The organism is Sphingobacterium sp. SGG-5 (assembly GCF_011043525.1).
Classification (GTDB): domain Bacteria; phylum Bacteroidota; class Bacteroidia; order Sphingobacteriales; family Sphingobacteriaceae; genus Sphingobacterium.
In genome coordinates this window covers 272,790-297,423 of the sequence record NZ_JAAKGO010000003.1, presented here as the reverse complement: position 1 = coordinate 297,423, position 24,634 = coordinate 272,790, and the positions used below count along the sequence as shown (strand labels likewise).

Genomic DNA, 24,634 nt, shown 5'->3' with positions numbered 1-24,634 from the left:
ATATGCAATTATAATAGTGCCGTATAAAAATAAAATATTAGTATACTTGCAGTAGAAATTATGACAAGGTTAAGATTCCTACTGTATTTTATAACATGGACATTCCCTATATTGACGTGGGGACAATACCAGCGTATTGAAAACTTTATCGTGAAAGAAAATCTGACGGCCAATGGAAAGATTGCCATCATAGCGGTGGATTCGGCAGAAAATGTCAACGAAAACATCAACGGAACGTTCAAATTCAGCATAAACAGCTTTGAACAAAGCCTGGCTTTTCACGACGGTGTGGCTGTACCTGCACATCCAATCAACGGTTCAACATTTGCTTTTTTTAAGCACAAAAATCAACAGACCTCGATAAGCAAGTTCTATTTTCTGTACAAAACCGACAAAGAGATCACTCCTATAAAAATCAGCGGATTATTGCTCTTGCTTATTCCGGCTGTGCTTTTACTGGTTGCTTATATGTTCAAACGCTTTCTGATGACCTTTGTCGTGCTGGCTTTGATTTATGCGTATTTCGCTTATTCGAAGGGGCTGTCACTCGCCCAGCTCTTGGAGAGCGCTTTCCATACGCTCAAAAATTTTATCGGTTAAAAAGGCAGCCCTACACCGAAATTATATTGGATGAAATTATACCTATCGGGGCGGTGGCTGAGAAAATAGTCAGCCTTGAAATCCTTGGAGCGGAACCAGTATTTTGCGACCCATTGTTCACTACCTTCGAACTGCGGATCCTTAATCTTTACCCCTGCATCCAGCCGCAACACAAAGTAATCCATATCAAAACGTAATCCGAAGCCACTGCCTACCGCAATCTGGTTGAAAAGACGGTTGATCTGAAACTCGCCGTTGGGGTTCAACACGTCCGGTCTAAGCCGCCAGACGTTGCCCATATCGACAAAGGTTGCTCCATTCATCTTCGCCCCGAAGAAGTTATTTAATATCCGGAACCGATATTCCATATTAGCCTCCAGTTTGATCTCCCCCAGCTGATCTAAGTTCCGCAAGTTCAACCGCAATTCTTCCCTTACCACCTCTCTATTATAATTTCCAGGCCCTAAAGTCCGCGCCTGCCACGCACGTATCCCGTTCATTCCGCCGGCAAAAAAGCTCTTTTCAAAAATAAGAAGGTTGGAGTTGTTGCCATAAGGTACAGCTACCCCTCCGTTAAAGCGCAGGACAAACTGCCGATGGCCGTCAAAATATTGATACCACCTGTAATCTACTTCACCTTTAACATATTGGAGGTAGGGCACATTAAACAACAGCTTCTCACCGGAGCTGTTTTCCGGAAAATTAAACAGCCTACTCAACACCCCCAAGGTATTGCCACTGACATCTACCGAACCTTTAAAATAAGAGAAATTTTCCAGCTTCAACAACTTAGCAGCATTCCACGTCATGGCATACTGCGACCCTAATCCAAAATACTCCCTATCGTTCGACCGGACGTACAACGTGTACCCTTCATCCTCCAGACTTTGCTTGAACGCATCATCCAAGCGGCCCAAGCGATATTCCAGGACCAATGGCGTGTAACTGTGTTGCAAGGATGGAGACTGCCACCAGGAATAGTTTAACGTATTAATAAAATACCGGTTGGAATAGGTCTGATCCTGGTTAAACAATTGCAGGCTGGAGGACAATGTCGTACGGGGAAGACCATATTCACCGGCATTATGCATACCAAAAGGCAAAAGCAGTCGGGGTACCACCAAATTTACACCGACCTGAAAATCGTTGTTAAATATCTTTTGGGACAAGTCTCCTTCAAGTCGGGGGTCGAACAAAACACCGTACCGCAGTTTGATTTCCAATAGCTCCGATCCGCCAAAGATATTGCGGTGCGAAAACGTATTACCGACATTAAAACCGCTCATACCCGAACTGAAAGTATACTCTCCCTCCATCTGATTGGCCATCACCGATCGGGGTATCAATTCGTAAGATACATTCAACACATTGTCTTCCGCTTTCTCGTAGTTGATTCGCACACTTCGAAAACCGTTCATTTCATACAGCCGATCATAAGAGATATTTTCATTCCGCAAACTATAACGCTCACCAGAGCGTAAGAACATATAGCGGGCGATAGGCCGTAACCTAAAATGACCCGTTTCATCCTGAAAATTAACCCGAACGGTCGAATCGTATTCCGGCACGGATGCCCCCGAAAGCGTATTCGGCTTTTGAATAGTCAGCGACACATCATTGATCGTATAAACCTGTTGGTCTATCGAATCAGGTTTCAAAATAGTCATGGATAGGTCTGCCTGATTCTTAACCTGGTTCGTATCCACACCGATGCGCATATATTGGCGGAGATAGTCAAAATACCCCAAGTTCTTAGCCGATAGAAAAAGGTTCTCCCGCTCCATAAGTAGCTTTTGCATATCATACTGCTCGCCTTGGACGATAGCGGTATGAGGCTTCACTTTCTCCTCATACACCGTTCCTATCTTTTTATCCTCAAAATTATAGTGAACAGTACCGATATAATACGGGTCGCCCAAGGTGGCCTGAAAAGTAATCTTCGATTTTTTCTTTTTTGTCGTGACAACAGGTTGCACTTGGGCGTTGAAGAAACCCTTGGTTTGCAAAAACCGTTGTATCTGGGTATTGGAGAGATCAACTAAAGACGAATCCAAGATATGAGGCGGCTCGCCTACCTGACGGATTTTTTCTTTTTTATAGCGGCCGTCCTTCGTATTGAAAATATTATAGATGGATAAATTTAATACCGAGTTCGGGCGTATCTCGTTGGATACATACTGCATGACCTGCTCTTTCAATCCCGTAGGTACGCCTTCTAAATCAATATCTGTTACAAGCGATTGATCGTCCTCTACATATTTTGCCGATCGACATGATGTAAAAATCAGCAAGAAAAGCCCTATACTTGTAAAAAATAATAAACTACGGTATCCAGTCATTCATCTTATGTTGTCAAAAGCTCAAATCAGCCTTATAAAATCCCTACAGCATAAAAAATTCCGCACACAGCACCGGCTTTTTGTCGTAGAGGGCATAAAATCAGTAGCTGAATTTATACATTCCGCTTACAAGGTACAACAAATTTTTTCGACCGCTGAGGCGCATACAAAGTTGGATAAAATACCTCAAAATATAAAATGTGAAATCGTTTCAGATACAGCGTTCAGCAAACTGAGCAGCCTGAAAAATCCCCAGGGTACACTGGCTTTGGTCGAGCTCCCCGCTCCGACCGGACATCTCGATAGCGCCAACCTGAAAGGTCGCCACAGCATCGTTCTCGATGATGTGCAGGATCCCGGGAATCTCGGCACGATTATCCGGACAGCAGAATGGTTCGGCATCGACACGATTATATGTTCAACGAATACTGTCGATGTGTTCAACCCCAAAGTTGTGCAGGCGACCATGGGTTCTCTCGCGCGGGTAAGCGTACACTATATGGACATTGAAGCCTTTATACAGACCATCGATATTCCGGTTTTTGCAGCACTGTTGGACGGGCAGTCGATTTATGCTACGGATTTCGGCAAGGAGGGACTGATTATCATGGGGAACGAAGGCAACGGAATCCGTAAAAGCCTGCTGAAGAAAGTCGATCATAAAGTCACGATACCACGTATCGGTCAGGCCGAATCGCTGAATGTTGCTGTGGCTACTACCCTATTTTGCTCGGAACTGGCGCGGCAAAAATTTCTTGTGTAATAACTATAGATTTCTGTTCTATTAAATTTATCGTATATTGGAGTGTAAAAAAAACCTTTAAACACTTGGGTTATGGAAAAACAATCGCCAAAAAAAAGTTATGCACTTGATCTAGCCTCCAGCTTATTTGCGTTGGTATTGATTTTGACTTTGATGTATCTTTCGCAGAGTGTGCTATTACCCCTGTTGTTTGCCACATTGATTTCCATCTCTCTATTTCCCTTGGCGCGGTTTTTCGAACGTATACGCTTAGGCCGAGCGCTTTCAGCCTTGTTGTCCGTGACGATCGCCATAGCCATCATCTCGGCTATATTATGGTTTATTGTACACCAAAGTATTATCATCGGCAAAGATGCGACAGCGATCACCAGCAAGGTACTGTCCGTGCTTGATGGCGGACAAGAATGGCTCTATGAAAAGTTCGGCATAGGTAAAAACCAGGTGCTGGACAAACTTCGCGAACAGGGGAATAAATCACTGGAAAATGTAGGTAGCGTCATCACAGCAACTTTCGGCTCTATCGGGAGTATGTTGGCCAGCGCCATTTTAGTACCGCTCTATAGCTTTTTTATGCTCTATTACCGCGATTTCTTTCGGGAATTCTTCTTCCGGGCTTTCAAATCGACACCCCAGCAAAAAGTCAATGAGGTATTGAATAAAATATATAACGTGGTACAAAGCTATCTCGTCGGACTGATCACTGTGATGGGTATTGTTGCCGTATTAAATACCGTCGGCCTGATGGCTATGGGCATCGATTATGCCTGGTTTTTCGGCACATTAGCCTCCCTCCTCATGCTTTTACCTTATATCGGGATTGCTATCGGTTCTATCCTGCCTGCCCTATTTGCATTGGCCGTCAAAGATAGTGCATGGTACGCTATAGGAGTCGTTGCGTGGTTTCAGGTGGTTCAGTTTCTGGAGGGAAATATCATTACCCCGAACATCGTCGGAAGCAAAGTTAGCATCAACCCGCTTATGGCGATTATCGGCATCTTACTGGGAGGTATGCTTTTCGGACTCGCCGGCCTAATCTTGGCATTACCTTTTATCGCCACGTTAAAAGTTCTTTTCGACGCCATTCCAAATATGCAGGCCTTTGGCTTCTTGATCGGCGAACCGGAGAAAGAGCACCTTAAACGAAATGCGACACAGGAACTGCTCATGAGATGGGGCATCGTACGTCTACCTCGTAATAAAAAGAAAATCCAAGTCGATGTCAAAACCAAGGTAGAAAATAACGATCCGCAAACGGAAGTCACCTACAAGGAAATAAATGAAAGCGAGGAAATTCCTAAAGATGATCCGGCCGGCAATGCCAGTTCTTAGACACTGAAATAAGCCCGTACATTCTTACCTTCCATCCAATTCATAAAGGCTTTGTTAACGACCTTATTACCTCCCGCTGTGGGGTAATTCCCCGAGAAGTACCAGTCTCCTTTATGGTCTGGACAAGCAATGTGCAGATTGTCCAAGGTCTGGAATATAACTTCCAATTCCGCATTTAAATGGTGCGGGCGAACAATATTAGCGATCTCTACAGAAATTTCATCGTCGGTGAAAGGTGCATAGATTTCTTTCACGTAATTTTCGATCTCGTCTTTCGGTTTAGTGATCGAAGCTACACATTTTTGGTAAACCTCATCGATAATATGAGACATCCCTCGGCGCTTCAAAAGATTGATAGCCGCCTCAAATGCGACAAATTCGCCCATGCGGGACATGTCAATTCCATAACAATCCGGATATCGGATCTGTGGGGCCGATGAAACAATAACGATCTTCTTGGGATGGAGTCTATCAAGAATGGTCAATATAGACTGCTTCAATGTCGTACCTCTGACAATCGAATCATCAATGGCGACAATAGTGTCCTGATCATTGCGCACAATCCCATAAGTGGTATCATAGACATGCTGTACCATATCCTGGCGGTCAGCATCCTGCGTAATAAACGTCCGCAACTTCGCATCCTTCACATTGAGCTTCTCAAATCGCGGGTGAATATTCAAAACCTTCTCCAGTTCTGTATCAGATATCTTCTCGTCGCGCTTAAGCAATACCTCTTTCTGATAATCCCGGACATATTGACTTACCCCTTCCATCATACCGTAATAGGATACCTCCGCCGTATTCGGAATGAAAGAAAAAACAGTATTTTCAATATCATGGTCGACCGATTTCAGTACCTGATCACATAATAGGCGACCTAGCGACTTACGTTCCTTGTAAATATCGGCATCCGATCCCCGGGAGAAGTAAATACGCTCAAAAGAACAGGATTTCTGTTCCACGGGCTGTCTAAACATCTCTTCCGTAATCGTGCCATCTTTCTTTACGATTAAGGCATGTCCGGGCTTGATTTCTTTCACGGCGCGCACCGGTATATTGAACGCAGTCTGGATAACAGGTCGTTCAGAAGTCACCACTAATACCTCATCATCCTGATAATAGAATGCCGGACGGATACCTGCAGGGTCACGCATGACAAAAGCATCGCCATGACCAAAAATTCCGGCAATGGTATATCCACCGTCCCATGTCTTCGCCGAGCGCGTTAATATCTTCGCCACATCGAGATTTTGGGCTATTTGTGCCGAAATTTCGATATTCGAATAACCTTCGTTTTTGAATTGGTCAAACAGCTCTTGATTTTCGTCATCCAAAAAGTGGCCGATTTTTTCCAGAACAGTGACCGTATCGGCCTGTTCCTTGGGATGTTGACCCAGGTCATAAAGTTGTTGCAGCAGCTCATCAACGTTAGTCATGTTGAAATTACCTGCTACAACCAAGTTCCTTGTCATCCAATTGTTCTGCCTCAGAAAAGGATGGCAGCTTTCAATACTATTCTTGCCATGCGTGCCGTACCGTAAGTGTCCTAAAAGTACTTCTCCCGTGAAGCTTACATTATCTTTCAGCCATTTTGTGTCTTTTGACTCCCGGGGAAAAGCCTTATTAACCGATGCAAATTTCTTCTGCACATACTCAAAAATATCGGCAACAGCAGAAGATCCCATAGCGCGATAACGGCTGATATATCGGTTTCCGGGCTTAACGTCAAATTTTATGGTTGCAATACCCGCCCCATCCTGACCACGGTTGTGCTGTTTCTCCATAAGGAGATACAATTTATTGATACCGTAGTAAGGGGTGCCATATTTTTCCTGGTAATATGAGAGGGGTTTTAATAGTCGGATAAGTGCAATACCACACTCGTGTTTTATAGCGTCACTCATAGCTTGAATTGATGCCACAAAGGTACAAAAATTGTTTAAACAATAATAATCACCCGACTATCATTTTACAACTTTTCTCCATGTTGAGAAAGGTCCAGCCCTAACGCTTCATCCTCTTCCGTAACACGTAGTGTAGATATTTTATCGGTAATATTCAGTAAGATAAACGCCATGGCAAGCGTAAACAGCGATGCACCGACTAAGCCAATAAGGTGTGCTACAAAAAGTTGTGTTTCGCCGTAGAACAAACCATTCACCTCTACTGCTTCATTAATGTTATGATGGGCAAACACGCCCGTGAGCACCATGCCCACCATACCACCGACCCCATGGCTCGGAAATACATCCAGTGTATCGTCCAGCTTCGATTTTGTCCGCCAGTCGATCAAAAGGCGACTGATAACAGCCGCGACAGCTCCAATGACCAATGAATGAGGCACCGTGACAAAACCCGCAGCGGGTGTAATCGCTACCAAACCGACGACAACACCTATACATACCCCCATAGCGGAGGGCTTGATACCTCGTGCCGCATCAAAGAAGATATAGGTCAATGCAGCCGCGCCAGAAGCCGTAGATGTGGTTGCCAAGGCAGTAGCTGCCAATTGAGAAGCGCCAAACGCTGAACCTGCATTAAAGCCAAACCATCCAAACCACAACATACCTGTCCCCAGCAAGACGTATGTAATCCGGGCAGGTGTATGTTCCTTGAAATCCTTACCCTGCTTAAGATAGATAGCGGAAGCTAAAGCGGTAAGGCCGGCAGACATATGTACTACAGTTCCGCCCGCAAAATCAAGCACCCCCATCTGGAATAAAATCCCATCGGGATGCCAGGTCGCATGTGCCAGGGGCGCATAGATAAAAACAAAAAACAGGCAGATAAAAAGCACGTACGAGGTAAAACGTATCCGCTCGGCAAAAGCTCCGGTAATCAACGCCGGCGTAATAATGGCAAACTTCAATTGGTACATAGCAAACAACGTAAACGGAATAGTGGGTGCTCCGCTCCAGGGTTTCCCATCCAAAACGCCGTTAAACATAAAATACGTGGTGGGATCTCCTATGACTCCTCCAATTGATTCGCCAAACACCAAAGAAAATCCAAATACCACCCACACCACCGCAACAACGGCCATACAGATGAAACTCTGTAACATGGTCGAAATTACATTTTTCTTTTTCACCATACCGCCATAAAAATAGGCCAGACCCGGTGTCATAATCAACACCAAAGCCGTAGAGGCTAACATCCAGGCAATATCAGCAGCATTATATTCATTATTATCATTCAATTCCGGTAAATCAGAACAAAACATCGCAATAAAAACAACAACAATCATCAAAATGATAGGAATGAATGATTTTTTTCCAGACAAACTCATATTTTTTTATTCATTTTATAATTAAACATTACAAATAAATAAAAATTACAGCAATAAAATGAAATTTTTGTATAAAAAAATACAAAATATTAGAAAACAATAATCAAAACAAGGTTATATATGAGAATATAACAAAGAAAAATAGGAATAAATGAAAATCAGAACGTGTGTAAGCTATGACTTATTGGAGAATAAGTGAGCAATTCGCTGTAAAAAAGTAGGTTTCACACCAATATACCATTTGTCTCCATCCTTTTTCGTGGGATATATATCGATATAATTGCCTTGTCCGGCCAAACCCTTCCCTGTTTCCAGATCAAATTTCTGCCGATGATACGGACAGACAAGAAACCGACCTTCACACCATCCTTCAGCCAATGGTGCTCCTGCATGCGGGCATTTGCGGGAAAAAGCGACATAGGCCCCCTCATAAAAAACCAAACAAAAAGTTTTTTCGGGTAAGCTTACCAGCTGAATAGCATCCTTCTCTAAATATGCGGATGGAATCTCAATCCAATACATCTACAACCTGATTTAGTTGATATAAAGATACATATATCCTAAAAAGTTTTTATTTTATTTAGGCCGCTTCGTTTCTTTTCATTAGTTTTATGGAAAGATATTGCGTTATGAAAGATTACTTCTCGACCATATCCGACAAATATGCCCGATTTCGTCCCGATTATCCGCAAACTATCTTTGACTTTCTCTATCCCTTATTAAAGGAAAAACAAAAGGCTTGGGATTGTGGCACAGGCAACGGGCAGGTTGCACGCGAGTTGGCCCAGACTTTTTCACAGGTAGAGGCAACTGACATCAGCCAATCTCAGCTTCGCCATGCACACCCGGCAGACAACATCTCTTATTCCCTGCAACCGGCGGAAAGCACGAACTTTGATGACAACAGCTTTGATCTGATCACGGTGGCACAGGCCGTCCACTGGTTCGATTTTGAAAAGTTCAATGAAGAGGTCAGGCGTGTGGCCAAGCCAAATAGTATTATCGCCTTGATAGGTTACGAGTTAAATAATATTACACCCGAGGTGGATGCCGTGGTACGTGCGCTATATACCGATATTATCGGTGAGTACTGGAGTTTTGAGCGAAAATATATCGAGGACAGGTACCAGACCATCCCTTTCCCATTCCGGGAGCTGGAAACACCCGAAATCACCAACATCAAACTATGGAGTTACGATAGCCTCATCGGTTATCTCCACACCTGGTCTGCCGTAAAAAGTTTCATGGACACAAAAGGACATAACCCTATCGACGATATTGAAGCGGATTTAAAACAGGCATGGGGAGCAGCAGAATTCCGCAAGGTTAATTTCCCGATTATATTCCGTGCAGGCCGTATTAAGTAACTACAACCGTTAGCAGTATTTTAATGTGAGGCGCAAGGCATACCCTATAATAATGGCGATCAGAAAGCTGGCAAATGTTCCCACCAGCACATATTCTGTAAATTTTGTATTTTTCGCATTATTCAGGTCTCCAAACCGAAAAATAGATTTGGCAGCCAACAAAAAACCAATGCCGGACAAAAAACCAAGCTGAATAAATAAGACGATAATAAGGCGTTCCATCACACCTATCAGTAAGCCGGCATCCAAGAGCGTCTCCTCTTTCTTGCCATGCAATACATGCTCCTTGCTCCATCTACTAAAGAAAACACGCAGCAATATCGGACTTACCACCACCGTAAGCAGTAAAGCTACCGTATAGGCCAAAAACTTGGCGGACATAAAAACTGTCAGACGCTCCAACGGTATCTCATATATATGGCCTACTACCGTAAGGATAACCAGCATATGTAGAAATTGGTCTGCCAGGAAAAATAAAACCGGATTTGATGGCCATTTCTTTTCACATACGATCTTCATGCTATCGATAGCGAGATGTGCAAAACCAATAAAGATCATATAGGGCCAGCTTGCGGAAAGATTCTGGAAAAACACGATACCTAATAGAATAACATGGATACAGACATGTAAAAGCAGGTAAAATACATTTTCCCGCCGCTTGATAACGAGCTTTTTTGTTTGTAAAACAAAATCGCCGACAATGTGGGCCAGCAGCAGTTTAAGAAATAAGACTAACATCGCTTTATTAATTCTTGTGTACAGTAATCCATGACTTTCGATAGCTGTGCAAAATGGGCTTTGCTCAGCTCGGTACTGACCTGACTTTGATATTTGCGCTTCAGCAGATCAGCCAACTCCTTTTGGCTGGCCTCGGGATTTTCCAATGCTATCGCGACGCTTTCCGCCATATTGACCGTCCATTTATCACTCAATTCCATAGCCAGATCCATCATAATATTCACCGGCTCATTGTATTCAGGCCAGGGGCTCCGCAACATCACCAGGTCTTTACGCAACGCGTCGAACGCTTCGCCTGCATATACAAATGCCGATCCATTCGATTTTCGTATACTGTCGTCTTCATATTCAACCCCTCCTATCCCGATCCCTAACCTCACGTCTAAAGGAGCTAAGGACCGTATGCGCGCTTTCACATAAAACACAAACTTGAAACAGTCTGCCACGGGCAGCTCCGCCTGAAAACTATCGCCTCTGAATATATCAAATTTTTGCGCATAACGTTTTAAGGCTTCTTCCAGAACCGGCAACCAACGGTCAGCATCGGCGTGTCTGGAATTTACGACATCTCCTATGATAATGACATGCATGGCATTGTTGTTATATCATCAAATATAATGATATTCTGAAATATTAACAAAAACAATGATAATCAAAAAAATCATTAAAATAGATCATACATTAATACGGCTATAGGTTGTAACAATCCGGCATAAATCTTACATTTACATAAAATATATGGAAACTGTATGGCTTTAAATTACGTTTGGATAGCCTTTTTTATTATTGCTTTTATCGTTGCCCTTGTCCAGCTCATCTTCTTTGGAAACACTGAAATATTCTCTGACCTCATTAATACGCTGTTTGACAGCGCAAAAACGGGGGCTGAACTTTCACTCGGCCTGATCGGCATTATGACCTTTTGGCTCGGCATTATGAAAATCGGCGAAAGGGCCGGTATGATTTCGGTTTTTGCTAAAGGAGTCAGTCCCTTCTTCAGCAAATTATTTCCCGGCGTACCGAAAGGACATCCGGCCAACGGTTCCATCATTATGAACTTCTCCGCCAATATGTTGGGGTTGGATAATGCGGCCACTCCCGTAGGACTTAAAGCGATGAAGGAGCTTCAAGAGCTTAACCCCGACAAAAACACGGCTACGAACGCACAAATCATGTTTTTGGTATTGAATACCGCAGGGATTACCCTCATCCCCACTTCTGTAATTGCGTTGCGGATGGCCAGCGGGGCTGCAAACCCGGCGGATATATTTATTCCCTCACTCATCGGAACGTTTATATCTTTTACAGCCGGTATGATCGCTGTCGCTATTTATCAGCGCATCAACCTCCTGAAGCTGCCTGTATTGATCTTCTTCGCGATATTTGTAGGGCTGATGTGTCTGCTGTATTTTGGTTTACAGGGACTTCCACCGGACGAAATGCAAACGATAACCGGACTTATCGGCGGGCTGCTTATTTTTTCGATCATCATACTCTTTATCGCATACGGTGCAGCAAAAAAAATAAATGTATACGACGCTTTCATTGATGGGGCAAAAGAGGGGTTTACCACTTCGGTCATGATTATACCTTTTCTCATTGCTATTCTGGTGGCTATCGGCGCGTTCCGCGTCACAGGCTGTATGGACTATATTGTAAACGGCATCGGCAGCCTCGCGGCAGCTCTCGGACTGGATACGCGTTTTATACCGGCATTACCCGTAGGACTGATGAAAACACTCAGTGGCGGCGGTGCCCGTGGCCTGATGGTCGATGTGATGCAGACCTATGGCGTCGACTCTTTTCAGGGAAGACTGGCTAGTATTATCCAAGGCTCATCCGAAACAACATTTTATGTACTAGCCGTTTATTTCGGCTCAGTCGGCATTAAAAACACAAAATACGCGCTGACCTGTGGTCTGATTGCCGATCTGGTCGGATTAATAGCGGCTATATTGCTGGCTTATTTATTTTTTGGTTGATATAAATACACGTATATAGATGAAAACTATTGCTTTAATTGCACATGACGGTAAAAAGGCCGAAATGGTGGCCTTTGTTAAAGACCATCTGGAATACTTAAAAAAAGCCAAGCTGTTGGCCACGGGTACAACCGGGTCTTATATTCAACAAACAGGTCTGGACGTGGAATTAAAATTAAGTGGACCAAAAGGCGGGGACGCGCAGATCGCAGCATTAGCTGCTGAAGGAAAAGTCGACGGAATTATCTTTTTCCGGGATCCCTTAGGAAAACACCCACACGAGCCGGATATTCAGATGCTTATGCGTATATGCGATTTATGGAATGTTCCCTTGGCCACCAATCCGGCAACGGGCACACTCATCATTGAAGGGCTGTTGGACAATTGATTTTTTTGCTTCACGTTACCGTAAATACGACACATTTTATATAAGTTTGGGGGCACTTTAACAATCGCGCATGATGTCAATATTAGAGGAGCAGACCCTAAGCAGTCCTTTTCAGGGATTCTCCAGAGCAGAATGGAAAAGCCTGAACGGACACTTTAACCATAATCTTGGTCCCCGCGACCTGGAACAACTCCATGCCCTCAACGAACCTTTGACGATCAACGAAATCGAAGACATCTATTTTCCGCTAGCCCATCTGTTGGCGCTACATATCAAAAATTACAACACTTTACGAAACGACAGCCATCTTTTTTTTCAGAGAAACCAACAAAAATTACCCTTCATCATCGGCATCGCGGGCTCGGTAGCGGTTGGAAAAAGCACCACCGCACGTGTGCTGCGAAGGGTTATGTCCATGTTGCCTTACAAACCGACTGTCGAACTGGTAACAACAGACGGATTTCTATATCCCAATAAAACACTCGTCCAACGGGGCCTACTCAACAAAAAAGGCTTTCCGGAAAGCTATGATACCAAAAAGCTTCTCCATTTTCTTTCTGCTGTAAAATCGGGCAAAAAATCGCTCAGTGTTCCCTTGTATTCTCATCTTGAGTACGATGTACTGCCCAACAAGAAATTGATCATTCACAATCCGGACATTTTAATCATCGAAGGGATCAATGTCTTACAAGTCAATTCGCAACGGTCGCCCAACAGCAACAAGATGTTCGTTTCCGACTTTTTTGATTACTCGATCTATGTGGATGCTTTGGAAAAAAATATACTAACCTGGTACATCAATCGGTTCGAGTCACTCCGGGTTACCGCATTCCAAAACCCAAGTTCATACTTCCACAAGTATGCGGATCTATCGACCGAAGAAAGCCGGATAAAAGCGAATCAGATATGGAACGAAATTAACAAACCCAATCTGCATGACAACATCCTCCCTACCAAATACCGGGCAGATCTCATATTATACAAAGGTTCTAACCATTTTGTAGAAGATATTAAAGTCAGGAGGATTTAAACTGCTCTTTTTCCACTAAGAGGATATGCCGCAGCAGTTCGTTCTCCAATTCCTGATGCTGCCGGTTACTACTCCGCGTGGCATACAATTCCACTCTATACCGCACATAATCCTTTCCTATTTCCACGACCTCCAGATTGATTTCGTCTTTCCCACCGATATGCGGATGGTTATTGAGCACCTTGCGCACCTCATCTTCCAACTGCTGTACGGTCAGGCTGGATTGTAACGGCAATTCAAATTTTACCGCAACCAGATGTGAGCGATGGGCCGATAGGTTGACAATGGGATTATTGAAAACGAGGTTGTTCGGCACCATGACAATATCGTCCTCTTCATTTTGTATTTCAATATGCGCAAATGTAACATCCACAATGCGGCCTTCATGCTCTCCTACGCGCACGCGATCTCCAACCGACAATTGTTCCGAAAACATCACAAACAGCCCACTCAACATGTTCGTGATATAGTCCCTGAACAGTACGGCGATAGCCATGGCGACAAACGTCAGGCTCATCAGGAAATCTAAAGGATTGACACCCATGGCCAGCATGAACCCTACAATCAGGAAAATAACGTTCAACATAGCCGTCAGACGGTTTATTCCCAAAACAAAATTCCCCCTGACGGACCCTCTGATGTGACGTGCCCGGTACACCGAAATGATAACAACACGCACGACAGATACAATTAAACTGGGAACTAAAAAGGAATTTATTCCAACTAAGATCTGGTATAATAGACTGCCTTTGGGAATATCTCTGTAATAAACCAACGCCCCCAACAAAATGAATATAACGATCTTAGCTATAAATACAACGGAAATTCTGGGTTTGCTTTCTTGTTCTATCACCATAAAACATACAACTGACTGTACCGATTATTCGTGGATAGCCGCCCTTACCCGGGTAAGCTTCATCAACAGGTCTTCCAACAAATCCAGATGCAGCATATTTGCCCCATCTGATTTTGCCGTACTTGGATCAGGGTGTGTCTCTATAAACAAGCCGTCCGCCCCCACAGCGATAGCAGCTTTAGCTATCGTCTCGATCAGCGCCGGTTTCCCGCCGGTAACCCCAGAAGCTTGATTCGGCTGTTGCAAAGAATGCGTACAATCCATCACCGTGGGCACAGCAAATGAGCGCATTATCGGTATTCCCCTGAAGTCCACGATCAGGTCCTGGTACCCAAAAGTATTGCCCCGATCGGTCAATATCACCTTTTCATTACCGGCCTCTTTTACCTTATCGACAGCAAACCGCATCGACTCAGCCGACAAAAACTGGCCTTTTTTAATGTTCACCACCTTCCCCGTGTTTGCAGCAGCAATAAGCAGATCGGTCTGCCGGCATAAAAAAGCTGGAATCTGCAAGACGTCCACATAGGCTGCTGCCATGGCGGCTTCCTGACTTTCGTGTATATCCGTAACCGTAGGCATATCAAATTCACGGCCGACTTTTTCCAAAATCCGGAGCGCTTTTTCGTCCCCTATCCCCGTAAACGAATCCGCCTTAGATCGATTCGCCTTTCGATAAGATCCTTTAAAAATATAAGGTATGCGGAGCTTATCCGTTATGCTTACGATGCGCTCGGCGATACGTAGAGCCATCTCCTCACCCTCTATCGCACAAGGCCCGGCCATCAGAAAAAACTGACCGGAGTTTCCGTTTTTTATTTTTGATAAATATGTATCAATCATGTGTCCCTTAATTGCCCAATTCAGACATAAACTTAATACGCATCAATTGGATATCTTCATAGGTATAATCCTCTTCCCCTAGCTCGCTTAAAGCGGCCTTTATCGAATCTTCTTCTGCCGATTTAAAATAATCATAGACTTCATCCTGCCGATCCTGATCGATCATCTCATCGACAAAATATCCGATATTCAACTTGGTTCCTGAATTCACAATAGACTCGACCTCTTTCAGTAAATCCTCGTAGGTAATACCCTTGGAAGATGCAATATCCTCTAAACCGATCTTGCGGTCAATATTCTGAATGATAGACACCTTCAAAGCCGACTTATTGGCGGTTGATTTGACCACCATATCCTGCGGACGATCGATGTTATTATCCTCTACGTATGTCTTAATCAACGCAATGAACGGTCCTCCAAACTTCAACGCCTTCCCCGCTCCTACACCATGGATTTGCTTCATTTCATCCGTAGTAATCGGATAATGCGTACACATTTCCTCCAATGACGGATCCTGAAAAATAACGAAAGGCGGCAGCGATTTCTGTTTAGCTATTTTTTTCCGCAGGTCCTTCAGCATTTTCAGCAGCTCGTTATCCAATGCTCCCGTTCCCTGTGCTGCATCTTCGGCTGTATCCTCATTATCGCTTTCCAGCGGTCTATTCAGAATAAACCGTATGCCGTAAGGATTGTTTATATATTTCCCACCGAGATCGGTCAACTGCAACAGACCGTAATGATCGATATCCTTTTTAACAAAACCTGCCAACTCCGCCTGCCGAATCAACGAGTTCCAGTAATTGACGCCCTCCTCCTTCCCGCTGCCGAATAAAGGATGCGTATCGTGCTTATACGAGGAAATAGGCTGATTATTCTGTCCGATCAACACGTTTATAATGTGATGATCGTCAAACTTCGGCCCTTCTTTTTTTATAAAGTTGAGTACACTCAGCAAAGATTCTTCTGCATCGAAATAAGTTTTTTCTGCCCGGCAATTGTCACACATATTATTGCACCCCGTCTCGTCAAACTTTTCACCAAAATAATGCAATATCTGCTTACGTCGACATACCGCTGACTCCGAATAATCAATGACCTCTTTCAGTATCTGTGTACCGATCTCCCGTTCGGACACCGGCTTGTCTTTCATAAACTTAGTGAGCTTTTCAATATCCTTTTTGGAATAAAAAGCCACACAGATACCCTCACCGCCGTCACGTCCGGCACGGCCGGTCTCTTGATAATAACCTTCCATTGACTTCGGAATATCATGGTGTATCACATACCGGACGTCCGGTTTATCGATCCCCATTCCGAAGGCAATAGTTGCCACAATTACCTCTACATTTTCCATCAGGAACTTATCCTGTGTGTCCGCACGGGTCTTGGCATCCAGGCCTGCATGATAAGGTAACGCTTTAATACCGTTAATATTCAACACCTCTGCAATCTCTTCTACTTTCTTGCGGCTCAGGCAATAGATGATCCCTGTCTTTCCGGCGTGGTTTTTAATAAACCGCACAATCTCTTTCACCACATTCGTCTTCGGTCTCACCTCATAATACAGGTTGGATCTGTTGAAAGACGACTTGAACAACGTCGCATTGTTCATCTGTAAATTCTTACGAATATCAGACTGTACCTTTAGCGTCGCCGTTGCTGTCAGCGCAATGATCGGGATATTCGGATCTATGCCGTTAATGACCTGCCTGATCTTACGGTATTCCGGACGGAAATCATGTCCCCATTCTGAAATACAGTGCGCTTCATCTACCGCCACAAAAGACACATTGATGCTTTTCAAAAATTGAAAATTCTCTTCTTTGGCAAGCGATTCCGGTGCCACATATAGTAATTTTGTCTTACCGGATGTCACATCTGTTTTCACACGGCTGATCTCACTTTTTGTCAACGAAGAGTTGAGGAAATGCGCGATACTATCTGATCCGCCGAAAGCACGCAATTGATCCACTTGATTCTTCATCAAAGCGATCAATGGAGAAATAACGATCGCTATACCCTCACTCATTAACGCCGGAAGCTGGTAGCATATCGACTTCCCTCCCCCAGTTGGCATGATAACAAATGTATCCTTCTTATTTAGAATATTGGTAATAATTGCTTCTTGATCGCCTTTAAATGTATCGAATCCAAAAAATTCCTGAAGGTTGTCATACAAACTTTTCTCTATTTCCATCAGTTTAAGGGCAAAATTTGGAAGAAATCTAACTTATCTAACACTCAAAAAACTTACTTTTGTAATATCATATAAAAATAAGGATAATTTCTGTGAAAAGCAATTTGGACATTAAAAAAGAAGCAGAGGAGGTTTTACGGTTAGAAGCCCAAGCTATTCTGGCATTAATCAACCGACTGACAGACGATTTTGCGGAAGTCGTTACATCCATCTTACACCTGAACGGGCGGGTTATTGTAACCGGTATAGGAAAAAGTGCGATCATTGCGCAAAAGATTGTGGCTACTTTAAATTCCACCGGTACGCCAGCGATCTTTATGCATGCCGCCGACGCCATCCATGGTGACTTAGGTATCATCCAGCAGGAGGATCTCATCATCGCTTTATCCAAAAGTGGCAATACGCCAGAAATAAAAGTCCTTGTCCCGTTTCTTAAACAACGCAAAAATACGTTGGTCGCCATGGTGGGCAATACAACATCTTTTCTGGCACAGCAGGCGGATTTTATCCTGGATACTTCCGTCGAACGGGAGGCTTGTCCCAATAATCTCGCTCCCACGACGAGTACCACAGCGCAACTGACCATGGGAGACGCATTGGCCGTATGCTTACAGACAGCACGACATTTTACCGATCAAGATTTTGCATTATACCATCCGGGAGGCGCATTGGGGAAACAACTTTACCTTAAGGTCTCCGACCTCTCCGCGATGAACGGCCGTCCTCATGTCCATCCGGAAGATAAGGTGCGACAGACCATCATCACCATCACCAAGTTCCGGCTCGGCGCGACAGCCGTCTTAAACAACGAAGAAATCGTCGGAATTATCACGGATGGCGATATCCGACGGATGTTGGAAAACAACGAAGAAATCGTGGCTCTCACCGCCGGTGATATTATGTCCAAAGCACCCAAAAGTATAGAAGAATCGGAGCTTGCTGTGAATGCCCTACATCTGATGCGGGAACATAATATCTCTCAGCTATTGGTTACCAATAAGGGAACTTATACAGGGATCATACACATTCAGGACTTGTTGAAAGAGGGTATTATATAAAGCTTCCAGCCTCCAAAGTGTAAAAATCTTGTGAACAATTCGCTAAAAAAATAGTATACCAATAGATTTTAAGTACATTTGGCATATATATTGAATAACATTCATAGCATACGTAAATCAAAATAAAATGAAGAAATTAGTAAGCATAGCCACAGTTTTAGTTGCTTTTATCACATTAGCAGCCATGTCTAGCGCAATCGGCGAGTTTAAATTTGAGAAAGAAACCCATGATTTTGGCAAGATTCCTCAAAATAAGCCTGCCTCCTACGAATTTAAATTTACAAATGTCGGAGATGCCCCTATCATCCTGTCTGAAGTAGCCCCATCGTGTGGATGCTCGGTCGCTGATTACTCAAAAACACCTATAAAACCAGGTGGCGAGGGCACCATCAAAGTAACGTTCAATGCATCTTCAGCAACAGGACCATTTACAAAATCATTCACTGTAAAATCAAACACAAAAACACCTGTAAAGATATTGACGATCAAAGGTGTGGTCGAATAAAAGACAAAGACAATAAGAGAAAAAAGCGCCATCTTTCGGAGATGGCGCTTTTTTTATATCACCTCGAAATGCTTTAACGCATTCCAGATACCGTCATTGTCTACATCATCAGTGATAAAATCTGCGATTTCCTTGACCTCGGCGTTGGCATTCCCCATAGCGACGCCTATATGTACATGTTGTAGCATCGTAATATCATTTCCACCATCGCCAAAAGCCATCGTTTCATGAATATCTACACCAAAATAATCACAGAACATATCAATCCCCACCTTCTTACTCTGTCCCGCCGGATTGACATCCGCAAATAAAGGTGTCCATCGGGATGCTACAGAGTTTGGCATCACATTCCGCATAAACTCCTCTTCATCTTCGGGGCCCAAGAAAATATTGGCCTGCAAAATACTATCTACCTCGACGTTATTGATATCGACAAGTTTGGGAACCGGCAAGTTGAGATGGGCATACATGCCCGCGATTTCCGGTGTGACGTCGTGTATTGTGATTTCCTTTTCCGACATAAAGGAGAAACTCAACGGTTGCCGGTCGGCGTAATCCAGTATCGACTGTATATCCCTCGGATCCATGGCTTTCTTCAAAAGGATTTCACCCGCATTGGTTACACAATATCCACCATTGAAGGTGATATACCCGTCAAAGTTTAAATACCGGACATGGTCTATACTATTAATGGAGCGACCCGTCGACACGATCACCTTTATTCCTTTTGCCTGGAGCTCTGCTATAGCCTCTTCGGTGGAAGGAGGCACTTCATGTGTCTGGAAACTTAAAAGCGTACCGTCAATATCGAAAAAAACGGCTTTTACAGCTGGGTTTTGCATGTCCCAAATTTATGCAAAAAAAATGTCTATGTCTGCTGTTTTTTTGCTCTATATCTATAACAACGCCAAGTTATGGACAGATCAAAAAAGAATTTAAAAGATATTTTCGACATAAGAGGAGACTCCACGTTAGCTACTTCTGAAAAAGAACAGCTCTATACCGCGATTATGAAGGATGTTAGACGTAAGCGTGTTTTCAGGCTTCTCTGGCGATCCTCTACCGTTGCAGCCGTACTCCTTTTAGGCTTGACGTTCCTCTTTATCCATCGCGCAGATGAGAACCACATACCGGATATTCAGGAAATTGCCCGACGCAGCCGGGAAGCATTTGTCGAAAATAACACCATACAGATTGCCTCATTGGACATCGCACAAAAAAGCCTCGCTTTAAAATCTTTATATGCCAAAGAAGTACCGGAAGACACCAAGCTATCTATCCAAGCCAAAGGTGATGATAGCCACTATTCTACCATATATGTTCCTTACGGCAAACGTCAGGAAGTCCTACTTCCAGATGGCTCAACAGTTTGGTTGAACGCCGGTTCCTATTTGACATTCAACAGCAATATGGTTCAAGACGACCGCGAAGTATATCTTAATGGGGAGGGCTTTTTTAATATTAAACATACCGGCAGCCGATTTACCGCACGAACAGCAAAGGCCGATATTATGGTATTGGGGACTTCCTTCAACACAAGTTCTTACGAAGACGATGCTATTTTTTCCATCGAACTGCTCAGCGGAAAAGTAGAACTGAACAGTCCACAAAAGAAATTTAAATCCATCACCATGAAGCCAGGCGAGCGTATTGCGGTCAACTCCCAAAATAATACGGTTCACATCAGCAGAAACACCGCAGGCGACGACATGTTATGGACGAAAAAGCAACTGGCTTTGAAAAACGTCAAAATGCGTGACCTGCTCAAGCGCATAGAGCGTATATATAACGTAACGATCAATGCCGACGAGGAAGTCTATAACATGGATATTGGTTATTCCGGACGCCTGAATGTCGGTGTAGACATCGCTACTTCACTAAGCAGCATATATGAGTTAAGAAACTACGCTATTATATTAAAAGAAAAGGAGGTATCTATCATTCAAAAAGAATAAATATAACACATGTACAAAGGAAAAAAAGAAGAAGAGGAGTCGCCACTCCCCTTCTGATTTTCAAGATTAAATCATTTAGCATAATTTAAAATCGATCTAAAATATGAAAATAAGAGACATAAGACAATGTTTTTTTGTTAAGAAACAGTTATTGTCACGAATTAGGTATGTTATGAGAATTTCAGTAGTCTTACTTACCGGCGTTTTTCTGTCCATATCGACGATGGCTTTCCCCCAACGCGTCACCGTCAAACTGAAAAATGCGCCCTTAAAAGAGTTTTTTGAAACCTTACAAAAACAGGTCGATGTGGCCTTACTTTTCTCAGAAAACATTGTCAATCACAAACGAATATCAGTAAATGAGAAAGATATACAATTAAAGGATCTCTTGGAACGGGAGCTACCCAAACATCAATTAGACTTTAAGGAATTCAATGGTCAGATCACCATTGTTCCCAATCCTAAAAAAGCAATAAAAAAAGAATCCATTAAACCCACTGTCGACATCCAGGAGGATATCACCATTAAGGGGCGTGTGTTTAATGTCGCCGAACCCCCTGTAGCGCTGGAAAATGTAAATATATCCCTTAAGGGCGGAGCAACATTAGGCATAACCGGCAGCGGTGGGTATTATACGGTGACTGCTCCTAAAGGTGCGTATATCGTGTTTTCCGCGATAGGTTATCATTCCCGTGAGGTATTCGTCAACAGCAACGAGAGCAATCTGACGATATCTCTCCAAGAAGACATCTCTGATGTGGAAGAGGTTGTCGTCGTGGGGATGACCGAGATGCAAAAAAAGCACATCGCCAGTTCTGTGGCCAGTTTGGACGTTAGCTCCAATATTGCGAATAAACCGATCACCAACCTCTCCCAATCCCTACAAGGAGGTGTGACGGGATTGACCGTACAGCAGGGTTCCGGGTTACCCGGTGGTGATGCCGCTACCATCAAAATACGAGGCATATCGACGATGAATAGCTCCGATCCTCTGGTATTGGTCGATGGAATTCCCATGGATATGAACCACATCGATCCCGTGACCGTAGAAAGTGTGACGATCCTCAAAGATGCGGCCGCAGCAGCGATATACGGTGCCCGAGCAGCCAACGGCGTTATTCTGATTACCACCAAACGAGGTAAGGCCGGTCAGATTAATGTGTTATATGATGGCTATTACGGTTTCCAAAGTCCGACCATATTGCCTGAATTCGTCGATGCCCCCACCTACATGCGCACCTATAACTATGCCTCTCTGGCGTCTGGGGGATCGGTACTTTACGACGACGAGCAAATACGAAAAACCGAATCCGGTGAGGATCCCATCAATTACCCCAATACCAATTGGACGAAGGAACTGATTGATGAATATGCGCCTTTGACCTCGCATTCCCTAGCCTTGAGCGGTGGTAATGATGTAGCACGTTTTGCCGTAACCGGAAATTATATGTACCAAAAAGGCATGTTGCCCGTCAACAAGATGGATCGCTTTAACTTGCGGGCGAATACCACAGTGTCACTTTCCAAGAAATTTTTGGTCAATTTGGATGTATTGGGTATCCGACGAAACACCTTATACCCTAATCGGGGGTTGGGTAACGGCGGTATACGGATGTTGGATGACCTCTATCGGCTTCCGCCTAACGTTTTACCCAAATACCCAGCTGAAGAAGGTTGGCCGACCATATACGGGCGCTATGCCGACATCGTAAACCCCATCGCCTATGCCGAAGTCGGCGGGCATATTGGGTATCAATACGATCAGGCGACGATCAACTTGCAACCTAAATGGACGGTTACCGACAACCTCAACCTAAGTGGACAGTTTAGCTATAGGCTCAATAGTGATGTGTATCGGCAAGAACGAGACAATTTCTACTTTTTTGATTACTACAGTAAGCAGCTTGTTCAAACTTGGACCGTACAACGAAATTCCTATTCCGACAAACGGGACACCTACCTGTACGCCAGCGGGGCGTTGGATTACACCAAACGCTTGGATAAACATTACATATTCGCTTTAGGTGGCTTCTCGGTGGAGCGATTTAACGAGGGCTACTGGGACATGTCGGCTTTAGCTTCCGCCTATACGAAGATCAATTATTCCTACGACGACCGTTATCTTGCCGAAGTGGCCTTCCGTGCGGACGGTTCGTCCAAATTTGGGCCGAATAAAAAATGGGGTTATTTTCCTTCCGTAGCTGTCGGATGGAATATCCATAATGAAAGTTTCTTCAACATACCAGCTGTCAACAATTTAAAAATTAGAGCATCTTATGGTCATCTGGGTAATGAAAACATTGGTTATTACCAATACCAAAACTTAATCAGCGCTACTAATGGTACCGAGAGCGCGTGGGGAAACCCGGATATCAGCTGGGAAAAAGTGCGTATTACCGACTTGGGATTTGACCTGTCCATCTTCAACAATAAATTTGGTTTGACCTTCGACTATTACGACAAGCTAACGACGGATATGCTGATGTTACCTCGGGTACCGCCGTCGGGTGCATTAGGGTCTGTCAGGCTAAATGCAGGCAAGATATCCAATAAAGGTTTGGAAGCACAGATTACCTACAACGAGCAGGTTAATCCAAACCTTTCTTTTTCCATAAGACCGGGTATTACGTACAATAAGAATGAGATCCTTGAACTGGCAGGTGGTGTCTTCGGAGAAAGCGGTATAGTCCGGCAACGCGAGGGTTATGCTTTAGGTAGTTATTATGGTTACGTATCAGACGGCATATTGCAACTTTCAAACTTTGACGAATACGGCAGAGCTAATGTACTTTTAGTCAATGACAGCCAAGGCCCCGGCGATATCAACTATAAAGACCTAAACGATGACGGCGTGATTAACGATGATGACCAGCAGATCATCGGCGATCCCACACCAAGACTCAACTACTTCGCCAACTTCAGTGTGAACTACAAGAACTTCGATATTGAGGTCTTGTTACAGGGCGCAGGTAATCACGACTATTCCGCGAATTTAGGTGGAAAGTCCAGTGGCTACCTCTGGCATCCCCTCAATATGAGTGCTTCAGGAGGGATTCCGACCACCTATAGAGCTGCAAATTCTTGGCGTGAAAACAATCAAGACGCCATTTACCCACGAATCAAAACTACACCGGGAACAAATGTATTTATCAGTGACTATTGGCTGTTCAATGCCCGCTATATGCGTGTGAAATTTATTCAGGCCGGTTATCGATTAAACAACACGTTGTTGAACAAATATGGTATCAAGAGTTCCCGTATTTACCTGAATGCTCAAAATCCGTTCCTATTCAGCGGCGTAAAAATGGCGGATCCCGAATCGCAGGGTGGATCCTGGACATATGGCATCATGAAAACGTTTACTGTTGGGTTAACTGCTAATTTTTAATACG

At 43.9% G+C, this 24,634-nt stretch carries 21 protein-coding genes; 11 read left to right on the top strand and 10 right to left on the bottom strand.

The genetic code is table 11. From position 1 onward, the window contains the following. Positions 1 to 60: 60 nt before the first annotated feature. Entirely contained in the window at positions 61 to 600 is a 540-nt protein-coding gene (locus G5B30_RS05705) for a hypothetical protein (RefSeq protein WP_165319005.1), read from the top strand. On the opposite strand, the gene G5B30_RS05700 is transcribed toward G5B30_RS05705, so the two are convergent. Beyond that, positions 597 to 2,939: a BamA/TamA family outer membrane protein gene (locus G5B30_RS05700; protein ID WP_165319004.1), complete on the bottom strand. Its 2,343-nt coding sequence runs from the start codon at positions 2,937 to 2,939 to the stop codon at positions 597 to 599. The two genes, G5B30_RS05705 and G5B30_RS05700, sit on opposite strands and share 4 nt — an antisense overlap. A 7-nt stretch (positions 2,940 to 2,946) precedes the next feature. On the opposite strand from G5B30_RS05700, the gene G5B30_RS05695 reads away from it, so the two are divergent. Continuing rightward, the gene (locus G5B30_RS05695) at positions 2,947 to 3,702 is read left to right on the top strand and encodes a TrmH family RNA methyltransferase (RefSeq protein WP_165319003.1); all 756 of its coding nucleotides are present in this window, start codon (positions 2,947 to 2,949) and stop codon (positions 3,700 to 3,702) included. A 72-nt stretch (positions 3,703 to 3,774) separates the two neighbouring features. Further along, positions 3,775 to 5,031: an AI-2E family transporter gene (locus G5B30_RS05690; protein WP_165319002.1), complete on the top strand. Its 1,257-nt coding sequence runs from the start codon at positions 3,775 to 3,777 to the stop codon at positions 5,029 to 5,031. Here G5B30_RS05690 and G5B30_RS05685 read toward each other — a convergent pair. The 3 genes from G5B30_RS05685 to G5B30_RS05675 all read right to left on the bottom strand — a co-directional run bounded on the left by G5B30_RS05685 (position 5,028) and on the right by G5B30_RS05675 (position 8,845). Further along, positions 5,028 to 6,938: a class II glutamine amidotransferase gene (locus G5B30_RS05685; protein WP_165319001.1), complete on the bottom strand. Its 1,911-nt coding sequence runs from the start codon at positions 6,936 to 6,938 to the stop codon at positions 5,028 to 5,030. The genes G5B30_RS05690 and G5B30_RS05685 overlap by 4 nt on opposite strands. Before the next feature lie 65 nt (positions 6,939 to 7,003). Continuing rightward, on the bottom strand, positions 7,004 to 8,323 hold the full coding sequence (locus G5B30_RS05680) for an ammonium transporter (protein WP_165319000.1): 1,320 nt from the start codon (positions 8,321 to 8,323) through the stop codon (positions 7,004 to 7,006). Positions 8,324 to 8,497: 174 nt separating this feature from the next. After that, the gene (locus G5B30_RS05675) at positions 8,498 to 8,845 is read right to left on the bottom strand and encodes a Rieske (2Fe-2S) protein (protein WP_165318999.1); all 348 of its coding nucleotides are present in this window, start codon (positions 8,843 to 8,845) and stop codon (positions 8,498 to 8,500) included. Between the two features lie 107 nt (positions 8,846 to 8,952). Between G5B30_RS05675 and G5B30_RS05670 the strand changes: the two genes are divergently transcribed. Continuing rightward, on the top strand, positions 8,953 to 9,690 hold the full coding sequence (locus G5B30_RS05670) for a class I SAM-dependent methyltransferase (protein ID WP_165318998.1): 738 nt from the start codon (positions 8,953 to 8,955) through the stop codon (positions 9,688 to 9,690). Positions 9,691 to 9,699: 9 nt separating this feature from the next. On the opposite strand, the gene G5B30_RS05665 is transcribed toward G5B30_RS05670, so the two are convergent. Continuing rightward, on the bottom strand, positions 9,700 to 10,428 hold the full coding sequence (locus tag G5B30_RS05665) for a DUF3307 domain-containing protein (RefSeq protein WP_165318997.1): 729 nt from the start codon (positions 10,426 to 10,428) through the stop codon (positions 9,700 to 9,702). Further along, the gene (locus G5B30_RS05660; protein ID WP_165318996.1) at positions 10,422 to 11,018 is read right to left on the bottom strand and encodes a hypothetical protein; all 597 of its coding nucleotides are present in this window, start codon (positions 11,016 to 11,018) and stop codon (positions 10,422 to 10,424) included. The genes G5B30_RS05665 and G5B30_RS05660 overlap by 7 nt, the downstream gene beginning before the upstream one ends. A gap of 159 nt (positions 11,019 to 11,177) precedes the next feature. Here G5B30_RS05660 and G5B30_RS05655 point away from each other — a divergent pair, with 159 nt between their 5' ends. The 3 genes from G5B30_RS05655 to coaA all read left to right on the top strand — a co-directional run bounded on the left by G5B30_RS05655 (position 11,178) and on the right by coaA (position 13,828). Further along, the gene (locus G5B30_RS05655; protein ID WP_165318995.1) at positions 11,178 to 12,410 is read left to right on the top strand and encodes a nucleoside recognition domain-containing protein; all 1,233 of its coding nucleotides are present in this window, start codon (positions 11,178 to 11,180) and stop codon (positions 12,408 to 12,410) included. Positions 12,411 to 12,429: 19 nt separating this feature from the next. Continuing rightward, entirely contained in the window at positions 12,430 to 12,798 is a 369-nt protein-coding gene (locus G5B30_RS05650; protein ID WP_165318994.1) for a methylglyoxal synthase, read from the top strand. Positions 12,799 to 12,868: 70 nt separating this feature from the next. Beyond that, a complete protein-coding gene (gene coaA / locus G5B30_RS05645; protein WP_240903111.1) occupies positions 12,869 to 13,828 on the top strand; it encodes a type I pantothenate kinase in 960 nt (319 codons plus the stop codon). Here coaA and G5B30_RS05640 read toward each other — a convergent pair. From G5B30_RS05640 to recQ, 3 genes are read right to left on the bottom strand one after another with little or no spacing between them, the layout of a single operon-like run. Beyond that, positions 13,815 to 14,684 carry a mechanosensitive ion channel family protein gene (locus G5B30_RS05640; protein WP_165318993.1) on the bottom strand — a complete coding sequence of 290 codons (870 nt, stop codon included), beginning with the start codon at positions 14,682 to 14,684 and terminating at the stop codon, positions 13,815 to 13,817. The genes coaA and G5B30_RS05640 overlap by 14 nt on opposite strands. A gap of 24 nt (positions 14,685 to 14,708) precedes the next feature. Beyond that, positions 14,709 to 15,527 carry a 3-deoxy-8-phosphooctulonate synthase gene (gene kdsA, locus G5B30_RS05635; RefSeq protein ID WP_165318992.1) on the bottom strand — a complete coding sequence of 273 codons (819 nt, stop codon included), beginning with the start codon at positions 15,525 to 15,527 and terminating at the stop codon, positions 14,709 to 14,711. A 7-nt stretch (positions 15,528 to 15,534) separates the two neighbouring features. Further along, positions 15,535 to 17,724, bottom strand: coding sequence for a DNA helicase RecQ (gene recQ / locus G5B30_RS05630; protein ID WP_165318991.1), 2,190 nt, complete (start codon positions 17,722 to 17,724; stop codon positions 15,535 to 15,537). 92 nt (positions 17,725 to 17,816) lie between these two features. On the opposite strand from recQ, the gene G5B30_RS05625 reads away from it, so the two are divergent. Both G5B30_RS05625 and G5B30_RS05620 read left to right on the top strand, forming a co-directional pair. Next, positions 17,817 to 18,782 (top strand): SIS domain-containing protein, encoded by a 966-nt coding sequence (locus G5B30_RS05625; protein WP_165318990.1) that lies wholly within the window; start codon positions 17,817 to 17,819, stop codon positions 18,780 to 18,782. Positions 18,783 to 18,909: 127 nt separating this feature from the next. Beyond that, positions 18,910 to 19,287: a DUF1573 domain-containing protein gene (locus G5B30_RS05620; protein ID WP_165318989.1), complete on the top strand. Its 378-nt coding sequence runs from the start codon at positions 18,910 to 18,912 to the stop codon at positions 19,285 to 19,287. A gap of 53 nt (positions 19,288 to 19,340) precedes the next feature. On the opposite strand, the gene G5B30_RS05615 is transcribed toward G5B30_RS05620, so the two are convergent. Then, complete coding sequence (locus tag G5B30_RS05615; RefSeq protein WP_165318988.1) at positions 19,341 to 20,129, bottom strand: Cof-type HAD-IIB family hydrolase; 789 nt, start codon at positions 20,127 to 20,129, stop codon at positions 19,341 to 19,343. Positions 20,130 to 20,201: 72 nt separating this feature from the next. On the opposite strand from G5B30_RS05615, the gene G5B30_RS05610 reads away from it, so the two are divergent. After that, on the top strand, positions 20,202 to 21,242 hold the full coding sequence (locus G5B30_RS05610) for a FecR family protein (protein WP_165318987.1): 1,041 nt from the start codon (positions 20,202 to 20,204) through the stop codon (positions 21,240 to 21,242). Positions 21,243 to 21,414: 172 nt separating this feature from the next. Further along, a complete protein-coding gene (locus tag G5B30_RS05605) occupies positions 21,415 to 24,630 on the top strand; it encodes a SusC/RagA family TonB-linked outer membrane protein (protein ID WP_240903110.1) in 3,216 nt (1,071 codons plus the stop codon). The last annotated feature ends 4 nt before the right edge of the window (positions 24,631 to 24,634 follow it).